The following is a 16,878-nucleotide window of genomic DNA, read 5'->3' as shown; positions in this document are numbered from 1 at the left end:
AAAATAAGATTTTTATATGCAGGAAATGAGGAGAAATATGGAGCAGCCGCTTTTTACAAGAGAAGATTTAAAAAAATTGATCATACCACTGATCATTGAACAGATGCTGGCACTCAGCATTGGTCTGTTTGATACTTTAATGGTGTCATCCTGCGGGGAAGCTGCGGTTTCGGGCGTATCGCTTGTAGACAGTATCAGTGTGCTGTTGATCCAGATATTGTCGGCGCTTGCGACTGGTGGAGCTGTTGTGTGCAGCCAGTATCTCGGTAAAAAAATGCCGGAGAAAGCAAAACTTTCGGCGGGTCAGTTGATGTTTATCATGCTCACATCATCTGGTACTGTGATGATACTGGTACTGTTTCTGCACCGTTTTTTATTGCGTGCAATTTTCGGACAGATCGAAGCAGATGTTATGGACGCAGCTCAGATTTATTTTCTGATCTCTGCGATATCTTATCCGTTCCTCGGCGTGTATAATGCAGGAGCAGCACTGTTTCGAAGCATAGGGAATAGTAAGATCAGTATGTATACAAGCCTTGTTATGAACGTGATCAATATCGGAGGCAATGCGATTTTGATTTATGGGTTTGGAATCGGTGTGACAGGTGCGGCGCTTGCGACACTGATCGCACGAATGGTATCTGCACTTGTTATGGTAGTGTTGTTGTCGAAAAAAGATAATCCGCTCTGCATCACGACACCGGGATGTATGCGTCCAAAGAAAGACGTGATCGGGAAAATTCTTAAGATCGGTATTCCAAGTGGTATTGAAAATGGAATGTTTCAGATCGGCAAACTTTTAGTATCAAGCCTGACTGCAACATTTGGAACGGCTGCGATCGCAGCAAATGCCGTAGCAAACAGCATCGCAGGCTTTGCAAATATTCCGGGAATTGCCATCGGGCTTGCAATGGTCACAGTAATCGGACGATGTATCGGTGCAGGGGAAAAAGAACAGGCAAAACGGTACAGTAAAAAACTGCTGGGACTTGCATATGGCGGCATGTGTCTGACGGACATTACGTTATTGATCCTGGTTCGGCCATTGGTTGGCTGTTTTTCTCTTTCCGGGGAGGCATTTACGATTACAGTGCAGCTTCTGCGGACATTTTCCATTTGTGCCATGCTGATCTGGCCATTAAGCTTTGCATTGCCGAATGTCCTGCGTGCTGCGGGAGATGCAAAATATACCATGGAGGTCAGCGTATTTTCCATGTGGGTATTCCGAGTTGCAAGCAGTTATTTCTTTGCGGGTACGTTAAAAATGGGAGTTCTTGGTGTATGGATCGGAATGTATGTGGACTGGGTGTTCCGTTCACTCCTGTTTGTAATACGGTATAAGAGGGGAAAATGGCTCAATAAACGTGTTGTATGAGAAGTTATAGATTGAAAAACCTAGATATACAGGCAAATAAAAATTGTGCGACAATATATAAAATAAAAATGAAAATTTAGATAATAAGTGGATAACTCTGTGGATAATGTGGATAAGAGTGTATAATAGTGGAAAACAGTAAATTTGTTGCACAATTATAAATTATATGTAAAATAAAAGGAAAATATACATAAAATATAAAAAAGAGACATATCGCAGTCACCTTAATTGGTTTTTGCAATATGTCTCTTGTTTTTAGGTATTATTTTTCAGGATGTCTGTCGATCATACGCTCAATCAGTTCTACGGATTCTTCGATACCGTAGCATGCACTGTTGATACAAAGATCATAGTTTACGGCATCGCCCCATTTACGTCCGGTATAAAAATGATAGTACTGCTCATGTCCTTTATCAATCTTTTTCAAACGGCGAACGGCTTCCCTGAGTGGAAGATTGTTTACCTCCATCATACGGTGCACACGCTGTTCAAACGGAGCGGTGATGAAGATACTGATGTGTGGGATGCGGTTGTTTGTCAGAATCACATCTGCACAGCGTCCCATTACGATAAAGTCTTCTTTTTTTGCCATTTCCACGATCAGATCACTCTGATTGAAAAATACTGCATCTTTTTTTGGCAGACCGTGATAACGGCTGAAATCTTTTAAGAAACGCTTGGCGTTGGTATCGTGTTTAGCTACTTTATCAAGTTTGGCTGTAAAACTGTCGCGGTCTGTAACGGAATCTTTTTCTGCCTCTAAACGCTCTAATACGCGGTTGAAAATCTCAACATCATAGTAGTTGATCTTTAATGCATCTGCAAGTGCAAAACCGATATCAGTACCGGCACTTCCGTGTGTTCTTCCGATACAGATGATCAGATGATCGTCTTTGGAAAATTTCTGGTGCAGGTTGGATGTATTTAAGGAAGCAAGATTCTGGTCAAGGATATCGACCGAACCAAAACTTGCAGGCAGTTCTGCAATCTGGTGTAAGATTTCATTGTATTCATGCATCATACGGCTGCGGTCTTCTTTATTGCGGATCGTACGTGCCATATTACCGATTAAAGCAATCTCACTGCGGAGCAGGTGTCCCTGCGGGTGTGTGGAGATCAGGGTTGTCAGGTTACGAATGCTTGTTTCTTTGTCGCCGGTAAAAGTGCGTCCAAGGGAAGAACCTATCAGACGGTAAACTTCACTGTCGAGATCATAAATGCGGGTAGCAAGTGCCCGTGATGTTTCGATATTATTTTCCATTGTGAAATCCCCCCTTTATAAAAAGAATACCAGAGTGTCAATGATAAACACCGGAACTAAAAATACGATTGACCATAATAAGTATCCGAAGAACGATGGCATGCGCACACCGTTCTCGTCAGAGATGGATTTTACCATAAAGTTTGGTGCATTTCCGATATAAGTGTTTGCACCCATAAATACGGCACCACAGGAGATCGCAGTGAGCATCTTGACCGGAATTGTTCCGACTGTAGTTGCAATACCCTGCGAAAAACCAAGTGTACCTGCGGTTGTCAGGAATACCAGATAGGTCGGTGTGTTATCAAGGAAACTGGAAAGTGCACCGGTTGCCCAGAACATTTCAAATGGTTTGGAAAGACCAAGCTCCGGTCCCATGGATTTAAGAAGCATCAGCGCCGGCTGCATGGTAATAAAAATACCGATGAAGAGAACGGCAACTTCTTTGATCGCACCCCAGGTAAAGTGGTTGCTGGTACGGATCTGCGGGTCTGTTGTTTTAAAGGAAAGTAAAGCGGCAAGCAGGATGATGGCAACCTCAATAATAGAAGGAAAACCAAGAGTTACTTCACGGAATATACGGATACCACGTACATTTCCGGCTGCATCCTGAAATGCGGCAAGGTTTGGAAGTGTTCCGCTTAAAATAACGGCAGCAACGATCATAACCAGGAAGATGATGTTGTGCAGACCATCGATTTTTAAAGTAGTACCGGCTTTGCTGATATCCGGTTTTCTGCCGTTTGCGATATCTTTGCGGTAATTGTGACGGTCTAAGAGATAAAATACAGTCAGTAAAATTACCATATTAAAGATTAAAATCGGGAACAGATGCATGCTCCAGAAGAACGGAACACCACGCATAAATCCCATTAAAAGTGGCGGATCACCGATTGGGGTTAAGCATCCTCCCATATTCGAGATCAGGAAAATGAAGAATACCATAATGTGACTCTTGTGCTGACGCCAGGAGTTCATCTTGATCATCGGACGTACCATTAACATACTGGCACCCGTTGTTCCGATACAGCTGGAAAGTAAGGTACCGATTGCAAGGAAGATTACGTTGACACGCGGGGAACCTGCGAGATCGCCTTCTAAAGTGATGTTACCGGCAACACAGAACAGACCAAATAACAGGACGATAAAAGTCAGGTAATCGTTTAAAATACACTCAAGTACTGTTTCGACCGCATCGCCGGCACTATAGGTCACTGCAAATGGAATAATAAATAACAGGGACCAAGCAGCTACGGCAAGCGGCTGGTTTTTCTCCCACCATTCCGGTTTTACAAGCGGAAGTACTGCGATACAGAGTAACAGACCGGCAAATGGGATACAAAGCCATACCGGAACGGTTGCAGTACTGCTTTCGCCGGATTCTGCTGCGAGAATCGTTAGCGGTGTGAAAAGCAGCATAGTTGCGATGCTTCCACAAAGAGCAAGTAACTTTTTCATAAAATCAGCCTCCAAATTCTATGATATATAAATTCATATCATTATTTGTTGATTGCAAAAAAATGTCAATAGATAGTCTTTTTGCAAGGTTAAATCTTAACACAATCTGAATTTTTTTTCTACCAGAAAATAAAAAAAGCGTAAAAACAATAAAAAAAATACAAAATTCATTTCAAACTTTAAAAAAACATGTAAATATGGTATACTGAATCCCTGACAGCTTCATATATTAATATAGGATCGTTATTTGCGGGGTATGGCGTAGTTTGGTAGCGCGCACGGCTGGGGGCCGTGAGGTCGCAGGTTCAAATCCTGTTACCCCGATGAAATAAAACAGCCGGAAAGTCGAGATTTTGCAGTAAAATCAAGGCTTTCCGGCTATTTTGCTTTAAGCAGAATGCTTTCTTATTTCAGCAATTCTGTAATATTAATTGTCAGATCATCATAAATACATACCTGTATATCATCGTCAAAATTGTACTGGTCACTTAATTCCTGTTTTTCCAAATCAAACACGTTTACTGTTTTGGTGAGCGGATTTACAATCCAGTATTCACGGACTCCGGCAGAACGGTATTTGAATAATTTTATTCCAAAATCGAGGCGCTTCGTGCTGGGAGATGCAATCTCAATGATCCAGTCCGGTGCACCGTTACACCCACGGTCGTCAAGTTTTGATTTGTCACAAATAACGCTGATATCCGGTTCAACGTAAGTTTTATCGTCCTGATTCAGAAAAACGGCAAATGGTGCCGGATAGACTTTGCAGGAACCATTATTTTTTTTGATATAATCACGAATTTCTGCTGATAAATTCATCACAAGTTCCTGATGCAGTCTGTTTGGAGGTGCCATATCATAAATAACACCATCGATCAGCTCTGCGCGTTTCCCTTCTGGAAGGGAATAGATATATTTGGTTGTAAAAGTGTTTTCTTTTGATAATGGCATGGCGTGTACCTCCTTTTCGGCAGATTCTTATACATCCATAATACAATTTAATTTTAGTATAGTCAAAAAATATATTTTTAGATATTTGATTTTGCCAGAAATATTGCAAAATATCTGTGAAAAGGGTAATATTTTAAATAGAGCGAAAGACACAGAGTCTGCACGTGTAAAAATTGTGCAATGCAAATATGGGTATACAGGAGGAAACGCAGATGAAGAGAATCGGTATGTTGACAAGCGGTGGGGATTGCCAGGCATTAAATGCAGCAATGCGTGGTGTGGTAAAAGGATTGAGTGAAAACGTAGATGAGCTGGAGATTTACGGTTTCTTAAATGGTTATAAAGGATTGATCTACGGAGATTACAGATTACTGACATCAGCGGATTTCTCAGGAATCCTTACCAAAGGAGGAACGATCCTCGGATCTTCGAGACAGCCGTTTAAACAGATGCGCGTTCCGGATGCAAATGGATTAGATAAAGTAGAAGCTATGAAATCTACCTATTATAAATTAAGACTTGACTGTTTGGTTATCTTAGGCGGTAATGGGACAGAGAAAACAGCGAATCTGCTCCGCGAGGAAGGTTTAAACGTGATTCATCTTCCGAAGACTATTGATAACGATATTTATGGAACAGATGTTACATTCGGATTTCAGAGTGCGATCAATATTGCAACAGATGCGATCGACTGTATCCACACAACAGCAGCTTCACATAACCGTGTATTTATCGTGGAAGTTATGGGACATAAAGTTGGCTGGCTGACTCTCTATGCAGGGGTTGCCGGTGGTGCAGATATCATTTTGCTGCCGGAGATCCCATATGATATTGAAAAAGTGATTGCAGCGATCAATAAGCGTACCAAGGCAGGAAAAGGATTTACTATCCTTGCAGTTGCAGAGGGAGCAATTTCCAAGGAGGACGCGGCATTATCCAAGAAAGAATACAAAGAGAAAGTGGCAAAACGCAAATATCCGTCCGTTTCCTATGAGATTGCAGACCAGATTTTTAAGGAAACAGGAGTGGAAGTACGTGTGACTGTTCCGGGACATACACAAAGGGGTGGAAGTCCATGCCCTTATGACCGTGTACTCTGCACCAGACTTGGTTCCGCAGCAGCACAGGCTATTATGGATGAGGATTACGGCAATATGATCGCCATGATCAATGGAAAGACAAAGCGCGTGCCATTAGGTGAAGTGGCAGGCAAATTAAAAACAGTAGATCCGGATTGCCAGATGATCAAAGAGGCAAAACGGATCGGAATCAGTTTCGGGGATTAAGATGTCATATACAGCATTATATCGAAAGTTCCGTCCGCAGGAGTTTGAGGACGTCAAAGGACAGGAACATATTGTTACAACATTAAAAAATCAGATCAAAGCAGACAGAATCGGGCATGCATATCTGTTTTGTGGAACGAGGGGAACCGGTAAGACCACCATTGCAAAGATATTTGCAAAAGCGGTTAACTGTGAGCATCCCGTAGACGGCAGCCCATGTGGAGAGTGTCCGACCTGTAAGGCGATTGCAGCGGGCAATTCCATGAATATGATAGAGATCGATGCGGCGTCGAATAACGGTGTGGATAATATCCGCCAGATCCGTGAGGAGGTGGAATACCGCCCGACGGAAGGAAAGTATAAAGTATATATTATCGATGAGGTTCATATGCTTTCCATAGGTGCGTTTAATGCACTGTTAAAGACACTCGAAGAACCGCCGTCATATGTGATCTTTATTCTTGCAACGACGGAGGCTCATAAGATTCCGATCACGATCTTATCACGTTGCCAGAGATACGATTTCAGACGTATTTCTATTGAAACGATCTCAGCGAGACTGATGGAGCTGATGGAGAAAGAACATGTCACAGTGGAGGAGCGCGCGATCCGCTATATCGCAAAAGCAGCGGACGGCTCCATGCGCGATGCGCTTAGTCTGTTAGATCAGTGTATTGCTTTTTATCTTGGTCAGGATCTTACTTACGACAAGGTGCTTGAGACACTTGGTGCGGTTGATACCGAGATTTTCAGCAGACTGCTCCGCCAGATTTTAGAGAAAAATGTGACCGGTGCGATCGGTGTGATCGATGAGATGGTCATTGAGGGCAGGGAATTAGGACAGTTTGTCAATGATTTTACATGGTATCTGAGGAATCTCATGCTTGTGCAGAGCTCGGATGATATGGAGGATGTGCTCGATATTTCAACGGAGAATCTTGCTCTGTTAAAAGAAGAGGCGCAGATGGTAGATACAGACATTCTTATGCGCTATATCCGGATTTTTTCAGAACTGAGTAATCAGATCCGTTATGCCGTACAGAAGCGTATACTGATCGAGATTGCGGTGATCAAATTATGTAAACCAGAGATGGAAAAAGATTATGGTTCACTGGTCGACCGCGTGGACAGTCTTGAAAAAAAGCTGGAGAAGGGTGTCGTAGTAACGCAGGCATCCGGTGAGATGGCTGCGGGGACAACAGGTTCTTCTGCCGCATCGGAAGTGTTAAAAAAAAAGGAACTTCCCAAGGCAATCCCTGAAGATATTAAGCAGGTCATGAGCAGCTGGAGCGGCATTTTATCACAGCTGACAGGAATTACAAGAACCTATCTCAAAAAAGCAGTTCCGACATTAGGAGAGGGCAGTACGCTGATACTGGCATTTGAGGATGCCAACGCGTATACTTATATAGAAGAGAACCGTTCCAACTGTCAGGATGAATTTCGGGCAGCAGTTGCAGAAAGACTTGGCAAAGAGGTAGAGATTCTGGTAAAATTAAATGACACTGGCACGCCAAGCGGGGAGATATACCCTGATTTGCGCCAGTTGATTAATTTTGAAATAGAAGAAGACGATTTTTAGGAGTAAAATCCTCTGCTCCTGCATAGGCAGTCGCATTTTGCTCCGCAAAACAAGGAGGATTCACATGGCAAAAAGAGGCGGTTTCCCGGGCGGTATGCCGGGCAACATGAACAACCTTATGAAACAGGCGCAGAAAATGCAGCGTCAGATGGAAGAGGCACAGAAAGAATTAGAAGAAAAAGAGATTACAGCAGCAGCAGGTGGTGGAGCTGTTGAAGTTACTGTTTCCGGTAAGAGAGAGATTACAAAAGTAAAATTATCCGAGGAAGTAGTTGATCCGGATGACATCGAGATGTTAGAGGATCTGATCATGGCGGCAACCAATGAGGCACTTCGTCAGTTAGAAGAGTTCTCTTCCGATTCCATGTCAAAAATCACCGGCGGCATGGGTGGTCTTGGAGGACTTCCGTTCTAGGGAAAAAGGCATAATGATTCAGGGAAGACGAGGAATGTTTTTCACCTGAACCATTATGCTTTGTTTGATTTATTGGAAATTATGTTCCATGAATCAAAAAGACCTCATTTTACAACTTTGCCCGGAACACTTCATCTGCCGGATAGCCGCCGGCACATTTCTGCATGCCTCGCTGAATGCTGTCAGCGGAATTTCCCCAGTCTTTATCTTTGTTCCGGTAGTCATTTTTTTCTACAAACCATGCAACTTCTTTTTGCAGGCGTTCCATATTTTCCTGCATCAGTGCAAATGCCTTCGGGTAAAATTCCCTTTTCTGCGCATCGTTCAATTTGTTTTCCGCAGTCTCAATCAGATCCCCGAAATGAGGCAGGCAAAATCCTTTGCTCTCTTCAAAAAGCTGGCGGAATTCTTCATTTTTCAGATACAGGTCGAAAAAGGTATCCAGATATCTGCCATAGATTTTGCGGAAATGATCGCAGACATAGCAGTCCGTCGTCTTTTTGGAGATCCATGCGCCAAGCGCGGTCTGCGGTTCATGCTCTGCGGTTGCGTCTGTGCGTTTCATGCGTTTTAACAGACTTGATTTGCCTGGGGCAAAATCGGACATTTCTTTTGCGAGTTCCTGATTCAGTTTCTTCAAATGCGTGCTTAAGATCAATGCATTTCCAAGTCGATTGCCGTAATCGTACATCATTTTAAAGTGATGGCGGCAGAATCCGGTTGCATCTGTTTTTTCACGGATATCATCCTCCATATAGGCGGAACCTAAAATAAATGAGACCGCATGCTGCTCGGCTTCGCGCTCTAAATTGCAGAAAGGGCATTCGTCTTTGGCGTTGAATGCTTTGATTAAAGGGATGGTTGCAATATTTTCTTTCATAAGATCTATGACTCCTTTGACCAGTTGATCCACTTTTTTATTTATAAAAATTATAACAAAGTCTGATAATTCAAACAATAACACATAATAAATTTAAAGTTATGCCATAATAAATAAAAAACGCAACATTTCATATAAAATGTTGCGTTTTTACTTACAACTATTATTTCGGCATAACAAAAAGAAACTTAACCCCAAAATCTAAATTTTTTTAAATCTGTTCAGAAATTAATGGTATGAAAAATACTGTCCCGCTCGTCCTGAGAAATTCCCAGATAACGCTTCGTGATATAAAACGAAGAATGATTATACAGATCCATCAGAAGAACCGGCGAAATTCCCTGTTTCCATGCATGATAACCGAACGTCTTGCGGAGCGAATGACAGCTGATATGCGTTTCGCATAAGGTTTCGTCCGCTGCTCTGCGTACAATACGATATGCCTGGGAGCGGCAGAGTGGCTGCGTGGGATTAGTCTGTTTTGAAAAAATATAATCCTCTGCGTCAGGTTTTCTTGTTTTCCGGTAACAGTCCAGTGCCTTGATAACATGTGAATTTAAGGCAATCTCATTGACCTTTCCTGTTTTCTGTTCATGGATCAGAAGATGATCTAAGAAACAGTCTTTCTCAAAATAATACACATCTTTCCATCTTAAATTCAATACATCACTGATGCGCAATGCGGTGTAGAGACCAAGAATGATCATCGTATAGTTGCGGATATTCGGATGTGCAGCCTCGTAATATGCAATGAAATTTTTTAGTTCGTCCTTATCACGGATCGGTTGTGTTGTACCCATAATGACTCCTTTCTGCGGAAAATACCGCAAGCCTGTAAACGCAACATTTTATATGGAATGTTGCATTCAGGGAGAAACAGATAATCAGGGAGGAAAACAGATTTTATGCTCAAGTTAACGTTAAAGCCCGGTGACTATATTGACATCGGTGAAAACATCAGGGTCGTTTTTTCCGGCGGTTCTGCAAATAACATTCATCTTCTGGTGGATGCACCGAGAGAGATGAATATTGCGCGTAGTTCTGCAGAAAGAAAAAGCAACCGCACTCACTACTATAAGGAACAGGGCATTTCGGAACAGGCACAGAAAGAGATTGCTGCAATTCTGATGAGAGAGCGCCGCAGCAGATCAGAAGAAGCAAGGTAATAAGGTCAGGCTAACCTAGGGGTCGGGCTTATTATAAATCTTTTTAAGACGTATGTCTTAAAAATTAAGAAAAATTTCCGCATATCACGGAAAAAAAGGGAAAGGATTCCCGGATGCCGGGCAACGGCAGAACACATTTTTATCACACGGAGGTAAATATTATGGCAATGGTAGTACAGCACAACATGTCCGCAATGAATGCGAACAGAAATTTAGGCGTTACAACAGGAATGCAGGCAAAATCATCTGAGAAGTTATCTTCCGGTTACAAGATCAACCGTGCAGCAGATGACGCGGCAGGACTTTCTATTTCTGAGAAAATGAGAAGCCAGATCCGCGGCTTAAACAAAGCATCTGACAATGCACAGGATGGTATCTCTTTAATCCAGACCGCTGAGGGCGCATTAAACGAATCACACTCCATCTTACAGAGAATGAGAGAGTTATCCGTACAGGCTTCCAACGGTACAGAGACAGATGACGACCGCGAGGCAGTACAGAACGAGATTTCCCAGTTACAGGAAGAACTGACAAGAATTTCTGAGACAACAGAGTTCAATACGATGAAGCTGTTGGATGGTTCCCAGAGTGGAAGTACATCTTCAACCGGGTCAGGTCCGAAGTTTGGTGTTGTAGATGCAACATTAGACGGTGCACTTGTAACATCTAACGTGAAAGGTATTAAAGTAGCAACAGCAGCTTCCACAACAACAAAGGCAGGTCAGGAGACTGCTATCTGGGCTGCTGATGGAAAGACATTAACTTTAAATCTTTCGAAAAATAAGGTATATACACAGGACGAAATTGATGACTTGATCGCAAATGCAAAACAGGAAGACAGTACCGCAACTGGCGCACCGGCTGAAGTGAAAGTATCTTTAAAGAATGGTATTTTTAATGCAGATGCAGACACAACTGCCGGAACTGCAACAGTCGGTGGTGTGAAGGCAGTATCTGATGATGGAACTGTAACGGGATTTGTTGGAGCAGATACAATTTCATTTACGGCAAATAAGTATGGAACAGAGTTCAATAATACTGTGTTTAAATTCGCATTCGATAAGGCGGCAGGCAAAGAAGAAGTAGAGACAAATACAGCAATTGAAATCAGTGGAACCAATACGGTAACAGAAGGTCAGTATACAATTCATCTTGCAGCAGGCAAAGAATATACGGCAGAAGATTTAGAGGATATTCTTAAAACGGCAGGATTCGACTTTGATGTTAAATTAAGTGGAAATACACCAGATGAGCCAAATACTTTATTTGCAACCAGTGGCGCATCATCGGTGAGCGATATTACAATGGGTGATACCGCCGGAGCTGGTCTTGGAAGTACAGATGCTATGTGGGGGCAGGCTGGTTATGACAGTGTATCTTCTGGTGCTGGCATTACCTTGCAGATTGGTGCAAATGAAGGTCAGACCATGAGTTTCTCTATCGATGACATGAGTGCAAGAGCACTTGGCGTAGATGGCAACAAAGTAGACTTAAGCACACAGTCCGGTGCCCAGAAAGCTACTACCACGATTGATGCAGCAATCAAGAAAGTTTCTGCACAGCGTGGTAAAATGGGTGCGATCCAGAACCGTCTGGAGCACACCATCAGCAACCTGGATACAGCAGCAGAGAATACCCAGACTGCAGAGTCCCGTATCCGCGATACAGATATGGCAGAAGAGATGGTTGAGTACTCCAAGAACAACATTCTTGCACAGGCAGGTCAGTCTATGCTCGCACAGGCGAACCAGTCTACACAGGGTGTACTCTCCTTATTACAGTAATCTCTGGAAAAACGGTAATTATTATATGCAATGTAAAGATGTCCTGGGGCGTTACGCTCCGGGGCATTTTTCGTAGAAAAGGAGTTAAAAATGAACCTGTTAAAGGCAACGTTTTACGATGAGTTTTCCTGTATGGGAGCAGAGTGTCCACTGACCTGCTGTGGGGGATGGTCAATCGTAATAGATGAGAAAACATTAAAAGATTACAGGATGATGGGCGGCGAGATTGGGAGATTTGCAAAAAAATGTGTAAAATATGATCAAAATCTGCAAGGCAGTGTAGTAAATTTGCGGGAGACGGATGGTATGTGCCCGATGCTGGATGAAGACCAGTTGTGCAAAATTGTATTGGATAAAGGAGCAGAAAAATTATGTCGTACCTGTGTGGTATTTCCAAGAGAAACAGTCCGTTCATATGATACGGATGAAAAATATATATTTCTCGGCTGCCCGAAAGCAGTGCAGTTATTGTTTGAAGTAAAGGACAAATTAACTTTTATATCAGAGCGTGATCCTGATCTTAATATGGAAAATATTCCATTATATAATGATGTAATGAAAATCAATCTTGCAGTAAGGGAAGCAGTTACAGATTTTATACAGAATACAGAGCTGCCATTATGGTTCCGTGAATTTTATGGGGCTTATACGATAGAAAAAATGAGTTCACAGATAGGACAGCAGGATTTTAAAGCGGTAGAAGCGCAGATAACGCACTTTTTTAATCCGTCATTTTATCAGGCAATGTATGAGGGAATAAAGGATATGGAGGTCAACCGCGAGCAGCAGTTTCAGTCATTGTGTGGAACAGTGAATGCCTATGAAAAAATTATCCTTGGAACAATGTTTGCAGATAAATTTGGCACTTGTGATAAGATATGGCAGTTATTGCATTTGAACCGGGAATGTACGTTTGAGGAATGGAACCGTGCCAGAGAAAAATGGACGGCACAGGAAGATGAACAGCAGTGGGAAAACATGCTTGTCTATAATTGGATGCGGACTGCTTTTGCACCGCAGAAGGAAAGAAAATTACTGAAAAATTATCTTGCATGCGTATTGTGCAATCTGGTATCATCCCACTTGCTGATTTTATATTCTATAAAGTATGATGTGGATTTGGAAACAAGAAATGCGATGATAGCATTTGTGGTTCGGAGGTTTTTACATGGAAATGAGGAAATTATGAAGATTATGCAGCTTGGAATGGACGAGGGGGTTTTGTCTCCGACATTTCTGATTTACCTGTGTAATTTATGGGGATAAACGGAAGAAGGAGTGTAACGGGCGAAATACACAGAACGGTGTGTGTTATCGCCCATTTTTGTATACTGTATAGTTTGAATGACACATTTTTGTGCACACTGTATACTTTAACTTCAAAATTTTTGTACAAAATGACGTTTTTGTTTGCCAAATGTAAAATATGATGTTAAACTGCACTTACATTTTTCGGTAGGTGTATGTTGAATCATGATTTTAAATTTGTAAATGGGGTTATTTTAGCGTACAATTAGGAGAAGAACATATGAGTGAAAATATGAATGGGGTGTCTGTAGGTAACGCTGCAGACAAAACGTATGCCAATACAAAGTATAAGGATACTTTTTTCCGGTATCTGTTTAAAGAAAAAGCGGGTATGCTGGAGTTGTATAATGCATTATTTGATGATTGTGTGACAGATGAAAGCGAGATAGAAGACTGTACCATTGAAGATGTATTTACAAGACAGATGAAAAATGATCTGGCATTTCGCGTCAGAAAAAAACGTGTGATTGTTTTGACGGAACATCAGTCTACATTGAATGAAAATATGCCGCTGCGTTTTCTGATGTATCTGGGTAGGACATACAATCAGATGATGACAACAAATGCCGTATACAAAGAACGCCGGATAGAACTGGATGCACCGGAGTTTGTGGTATTTTACAATGGAGACCGTAATCAGAAAGAATACTGGGAAATGCACTTGTCAGATGCGCTCCCGGAAGGCGTGGAAGTTAATATTGATCTGAAAGTAAAAGTCTATAATATTAACTACGGAAAGAACTCTAAATTATTGCAGCAGACAAAATTATTAAGTGGATACAGTTATTTTGTTGATAAAATCAAGTACTTATGTAAAAATGGAAGTGAATTAAAAGAAGCGATAGATATCGCGGTGCGCGAATGCATCAAAGAAGGAGTTCTTACAGATCAGTTAACTTATTTGGGATCGGAGGTAGTGGGTATGTTTGCAACAGAATTTAATATGGATGAAGCTGTAAAGGTCTGGAAGGAAGAAGCAAGGGAAGAAGGATTGGAAGAAGGCATCAAAGAGGGTAGAAAAGAAGGACAGTCGGAGGGGCGTCTTGGAATTATTAAAGACTATCTTAAAAACGGAGGAACCGTTGAACAGGCAAGAAAACTTTTGAAAGCTACAGAGGAAGAAATACAAAAAGCCACGAAAGAGATGTAGGCAGATATGGAGGATCAGACAATGTATTATGTACCGGATGGCACGCAGATGTGCGGATATTATGAATGTAAAGAATGCGGAAACCGGTTTTTGTCATTACAGATAGGACCACAGCTTGTATGTCCTTATTGCGGGGAGGAACCGGATATGGAGGTCGGACCGGATGAGGAAATGCCGGTGGCAGCAGAAAGTGCGAAATTGATCCAGGTTGTAAAAGGAGCCGAAGAGGTTGAACGGATGGATACACTTCTTTCACTTGCTGTGACAGGCGGCGACTATGCATGGATATAATGTGAAAAATACATTTTCATACACAAGATTTGTGCTTACGCACAAACGTAAGATGCGCTGGAGGACAGCGCAGGAATGGAGATAAAAATGGGACAGGTTTATTTTGTCCGCCATGGACAGACAATATGGAATGTGGAAAATAAGATCTGTGGAGCAACGGATATTGCACTCACGGATCTTGGACATAAACAGGCGATCGAGACAGGAAAAAAGATTTTAGAACAGGGGATCATGGCAGACGAAATCCTGTATTCCCCGCTTATCAGGGCGAAAGATACAGCACGTCACATTTCGGAAATTACCGGGATTCCTGCAAGAGAGGAAGCGCGGCTGAAAGAGCAGAATTTTGGCAGATATGAATCTACACCGAGAGATGGAAAAGAATTTAAAGAGGCTAAAAAACAGTTTATAAACCGTTACGCGGGTGGTGAGTCGATGCTTCATCTGGCACAGCGCATCTATAATCTGTTAGATGAGGTGACTGCTTCCAACAAGACTTATATCCTCGTGGCACATAATGGAATTGCGCGGGTGGTGCAGTCCTATTTTTATGAAATGACAAATGAAGAGTATGCTGCATTTGGTGTGGAAAACTGTGCAGTGGTCAGATATGCTTTTTAAAGGATGGGAGAAATAAGAATGAACAGCATATTTCACAGAATCAGTGTGAGAAAATATCAGGCAAAGGATGTAGAGCAGGAAAAGATCGAAAAACTATTAAGGGCAGCGATGGCAGCACCGTCCGCATGCAATCAGCAGCCGTGGGAGTTTTATGTGGTAACGAATCAGGATGTCATAAAAGCACTTTCAGAGGCATCACCATATGCAAACTGTGCAGCGGAGGCACCGGTTATCTTTGTTCCATGCTTCCGGTCGGAGGGAATCGCACCAGAATATTTTAACATTGACTTAAGCGCAGCAGTTGAAAATCTGTTGTTAGAGGCAGATGCACAGGGACTTGGCGCTGTATGGATGGGAATTTCACCGGATGCAGGACGTATGGAGGCGGTCAGGAAAGTGCTTGATATACCTTCCGGATTAAATCCGTTTGCGCTGGTTCCGTGTGGCTATCCGGCGGAGGAGCGACCGCAGGAAGACCGCTATGAGGAAAACAGAGTACATTATGTACGCTAATTTGGATATCTACATACTATGAATAGATCGGCAAATGCTGGTTTGTTGGGCTATGAGTTCCCCGGCTAAGGGTGATATCGCAGTTTTGTGATTGGCAAATTGCATCAAGCCGGGACTGTTTTGTTCCGTTGTACGAAAATAAGGCAAGTCTAAGTCAGCCTGATTTAATGTTTCTCGGAGTGACGTGTGCGTCTTAAACGCCCCGTCCGGGGGCATTAAGACTTGTGCTGCCGTCCGTGGCAGCACAACACTGTGTTACGAACAGGCAGACTAAGATTGCCTAATTTTCTCCCAAAGTCACAAAACAAATCTCGGCTTGATGCGATTTGCCAGCCACTAAGTTGTGAACCACCCTTAGCCGGGAAACTCATTTTACAACCTTGGGGGTGCGTAAATTTTTAGTGTTTTGTGTCTGAATCTGATTAAAAAAAGATTTCCAAATAACTATATTTAATAGATTATTATTGGTTTGATAATACTGGAAAACCTCAATATATCCCATTATGCCTATGTTTATTGCCATACACATTTGAAAAAATATTCTGTGTTATTTGGTCTGACAATTTACGAAATAATTCATGTAATACAATGTAGTAGATGGAAATTCTGGGAAGTCATTAGGCTGAATATCAGTGATACAGCACATTAGGATTTTAAGCATATTTTCAGTTGTGCGAATATCAAAAATTCACACCCATGCCCCCAGATTTTGAGATGAACCGCCCACACAAATGGTGTTCATAACCTGGAGGCTGGCATCTTGCGCAAAGCGAAGCTAATTTTGTGACTTTGGGAGAAAATTAGAAAATCTTAGTGTGTCTGTAGATACACAGTGAT

16 protein-coding genes and 1 tRNA gene are annotated in these 16,878 nt (G+C 42.2%); 12 read left to right on the top strand and 5 right to left on the bottom strand.

The window, feature by feature from the left end:
• Positions 1–37: 37 nt before the first annotated feature.
• Complete coding sequence (locus DW650_RS04965; RefSeq protein ID WP_186899824.1) at positions 38–1,375, top strand: MATE family efflux transporter; 1,338 nt, start codon at positions 38–40, stop codon at positions 1,373–1,375.
• A 262-nt stretch (positions 1,376–1,637) separates the two neighbouring features.
• Here the strand turns inward: DW650_RS04965 and DW650_RS04960 are convergent, their stop codons facing one another.
• Positions 1,638–2,636 (bottom strand): cytidylate kinase-like family protein, encoded by a 999-nt coding sequence (locus tag DW650_RS04960; protein ID WP_118209236.1) that lies wholly within the window; start codon positions 2,634–2,636, stop codon positions 1,638–1,640.
• Positions 2,637–2,651: 15 nt separating this feature from the next.
• Positions 2,652–4,094 carry a sodium:proton antiporter gene (locus tag DW650_RS04955; protein WP_118209235.1) on the bottom strand — a complete coding sequence of 481 codons (1,443 nt, stop codon included), beginning with the start codon at positions 4,092–4,094 and terminating at the stop codon, positions 2,652–2,654.
• A 250-nt stretch (positions 4,095–4,344) separates the two neighbouring features.
• On the opposite strand from DW650_RS04955, the gene DW650_RS04950 reads away from it, so the two are divergent.
• Positions 4,345–4,418: transfer RNA gene (locus DW650_RS04950), tRNA-Pro, on the top strand.
• Positions 4,419–4,499: 81 nt separating this feature from the next.
• Here the strand turns inward: DW650_RS04950 and DW650_RS04945 are convergent.
• On the bottom strand, positions 4,500–5,045 hold the full coding sequence (locus tag DW650_RS04945) for a Uma2 family endonuclease (RefSeq protein ID WP_118209234.1): 546 nt from the start codon (positions 5,043–5,045) through the stop codon (positions 4,500–4,502).
• 212 nt (positions 5,046–5,257) lie between these two features.
• Here DW650_RS04945 and DW650_RS04940 point away from each other — a divergent pair, with 212 nt between their 5' ends.
• From DW650_RS04940 to DW650_RS04930, 3 genes are all read left to right on the top strand, one after another.
• Positions 5,258–6,331: a 6-phosphofructokinase gene (locus DW650_RS04940; RefSeq protein ID WP_117920799.1), complete on the top strand. Its 1,074-nt coding sequence runs from the start codon at positions 5,258–5,260 to the stop codon at positions 6,329–6,331.
• Between the two features lies 1 nt (position 6,332).
• Entirely contained in the window at positions 6,333–7,913 is a 1,581-nt protein-coding gene (dnaX, locus tag DW650_RS04935; RefSeq protein ID WP_118209233.1) for a DNA polymerase III subunit gamma/tau, read from the top strand.
• Positions 7,914–7,977: 64 nt separating this feature from the next.
• Positions 7,978–8,328 carry a YbaB/EbfC family nucleoid-associated protein gene (locus DW650_RS04930; RefSeq protein WP_006858706.1) on the top strand — a complete coding sequence of 117 codons (351 nt, stop codon included), beginning with the start codon at positions 7,978–7,980 and terminating at the stop codon, positions 8,326–8,328.
• Positions 8,329–8,437: 109 nt separating this feature from the next.
• Here the strand turns inward: DW650_RS04930 and DW650_RS04925 are convergent, their stop codons facing one another.
• Positions 8,438–9,208 carry a DUF6062 family protein gene (locus DW650_RS04925; RefSeq protein ID WP_118209232.1) on the bottom strand — a complete coding sequence of 257 codons (771 nt, stop codon included), beginning with the start codon at positions 9,206–9,208 and terminating at the stop codon, positions 8,438–8,440.
• 221 nt (positions 9,209–9,429) lie between these two features.
• Positions 9,430–10,008 (bottom strand): tyrosine-type recombinase/integrase, encoded by a 579-nt coding sequence (locus DW650_RS04920; RefSeq protein ID WP_118209231.1) that lies wholly within the window; start codon positions 10,006–10,008, stop codon positions 9,430–9,432.
• 105 nt (positions 10,009–10,113) lie between these two features.
• Here DW650_RS04920 and DW650_RS04915 point away from each other — a divergent pair, with 105 nt between their 5' ends.
• The 7 genes from DW650_RS04915 to DW650_RS04885 all read left to right on the top strand — a co-directional run bounded on the left by DW650_RS04915 (position 10,114) and on the right by DW650_RS04885 (position 16,041).
• On the top strand, positions 10,114–10,374 hold the full coding sequence (locus DW650_RS04915; protein WP_015519939.1) for a carbon storage regulator: 261 nt from the start codon (positions 10,114–10,116) through the stop codon (positions 10,372–10,374).
• Positions 10,375–10,535: 161 nt separating this feature from the next.
• The gene (locus DW650_RS20295; RefSeq protein ID WP_118209300.1) at positions 10,536–12,158 is read left to right on the top strand and encodes a flagellin N-terminal helical domain-containing protein; all 1,623 of its coding nucleotides are present in this window, start codon (positions 10,536–10,538) and stop codon (positions 12,156–12,158) included.
• Between the two features lie 90 nt (positions 12,159–12,248).
• Entirely contained in the window at positions 12,249–13,424 is a 1,176-nt protein-coding gene (gene fliB, locus DW650_RS04905; protein WP_118209230.1) for a flagellin lysine-N-methylase, read from the top strand.
• A gap of 262 nt (positions 13,425–13,686) precedes the next feature.
• Positions 13,687–14,616 carry an Rpn family recombination-promoting nuclease/putative transposase gene (locus DW650_RS04900; RefSeq protein ID WP_118209229.1) on the top strand — a complete coding sequence of 310 codons (930 nt, stop codon included), beginning with the start codon at positions 13,687–13,689 and terminating at the stop codon, positions 14,614–14,616.
• A gap of 21 nt (positions 14,617–14,637) precedes the next feature.
• Positions 14,638–14,907, top strand: a complete 270-nt coding sequence (locus DW650_RS04895; RefSeq protein ID WP_117920791.1) for a hypothetical protein — start codon at positions 14,638–14,640, stop codon at positions 14,905–14,907.
• An 87-nt stretch (positions 14,908–14,994) separates the two neighbouring features.
• Positions 14,995–15,528: a histidine phosphatase family protein gene (locus DW650_RS04890; RefSeq protein WP_199654206.1), complete on the top strand. Its 534-nt coding sequence runs from the start codon at positions 14,995–14,997 to the stop codon at positions 15,526–15,528.
• A gap of 18 nt (positions 15,529–15,546) precedes the next feature.
• Complete coding sequence (locus DW650_RS04885) at positions 15,547–16,041, top strand: nitroreductase family protein (RefSeq protein ID WP_118209227.1); 495 nt, start codon at positions 15,547–15,549, stop codon at positions 16,039–16,041.
• Positions 16,042–16,878 lie beyond the last annotated feature (837 nt).

The sequence above is a fragment of the Roseburia sp. AM23-20 genome (assembly GCF_003470905.1).
GTDB lineage: Bacteria > Bacillota > Clostridia > Lachnospirales > Lachnospiraceae > Roseburia > Roseburia rectibacter.
This window is presented reverse-complemented; position numbering and strand designations above follow the sequence as displayed.

What these genes read in the sequence shown, in the direction of transcription:
- DW650_RS04965 (WP_186899824.1), top strand. Translation starts at nt 38, where the DNA reads ATGGAGCAGCCGCTTTTTACAAGAGAAGATTTAAAAAAATTGATCATA.
- DW650_RS04960 (WP_118209236.1), bottom strand. Translation starts at nt 2,636, where the DNA reads ATGGAAAATAATATCGAAACATCACGGGCACTTGCTACCCGCATTTAT.
- DW650_RS04955 (WP_118209235.1), bottom strand. Translation starts at nt 4,094, where the DNA reads ATGAAAAAGTTACTTGCTCTTTGTGGAAGCATCGCAACTATGCTGCTT.
- DW650_RS04945 (WP_118209234.1), bottom strand. Translation starts at nt 5,045, where the DNA reads ATGCCATTATCAAAAGAAAACACTTTTACAACCAAATATATCTATTCC.
- DW650_RS04940 (WP_117920799.1), top strand. Translation starts at nt 5,258, where the DNA reads ATGAAGAGAATCGGTATGTTGACAAGCGGTGGGGATTGCCAGGCATTA.
- dnaX (WP_118209233.1), top strand. Translation starts at nt 6,333, where the DNA reads ATGTCATATACAGCATTATATCGAAAGTTCCGTCCGCAGGAGTTTGAG.
- DW650_RS04930 (WP_006858706.1), top strand. Translation starts at nt 7,978, where the DNA reads ATGGCAAAAAGAGGCGGTTTCCCGGGCGGTATGCCGGGCAACATGAAC.
- DW650_RS04925 (WP_118209232.1), bottom strand. Translation starts at nt 9,208, where the DNA reads ATGAAAGAAAATATTGCAACCATCCCTTTAATCAAAGCATTCAACGCC.
- DW650_RS04920 (WP_118209231.1), bottom strand. Translation starts at nt 10,008, where the DNA reads ATGGGTACAACACAACCGATCCGTGATAAGGACGAACTAAAAAATTTC.
- DW650_RS04915 (WP_015519939.1), top strand. Translation starts at nt 10,114, where the DNA reads ATGCTCAAGTTAACGTTAAAGCCCGGTGACTATATTGACATCGGTGAA.
- DW650_RS20295 (WP_118209300.1), top strand. Translation starts at nt 10,536, where the DNA reads ATGGCAATGGTAGTACAGCACAACATGTCCGCAATGAATGCGAACAGA.
- fliB (WP_118209230.1), top strand. Translation starts at nt 12,249, where the DNA reads ATGAACCTGTTAAAGGCAACGTTTTACGATGAGTTTTCCTGTATGGGA.
- DW650_RS04900 (WP_118209229.1), top strand. Translation starts at nt 13,687, where the DNA reads ATGAGTGAAAATATGAATGGGGTGTCTGTAGGTAACGCTGCAGACAAA.
- DW650_RS04895 (WP_117920791.1), top strand. Translation starts at nt 14,638, where the DNA reads ATGTATTATGTACCGGATGGCACGCAGATGTGCGGATATTATGAATGT.
- DW650_RS04890 (WP_199654206.1), top strand. Translation starts at nt 14,995, where the DNA reads ATGGGACAGGTTTATTTTGTCCGCCATGGACAGACAATATGGAATGTG.
- DW650_RS04885 (WP_118209227.1), top strand. Translation starts at nt 15,547, where the DNA reads ATGAACAGCATATTTCACAGAATCAGTGTGAGAAAATATCAGGCAAAG.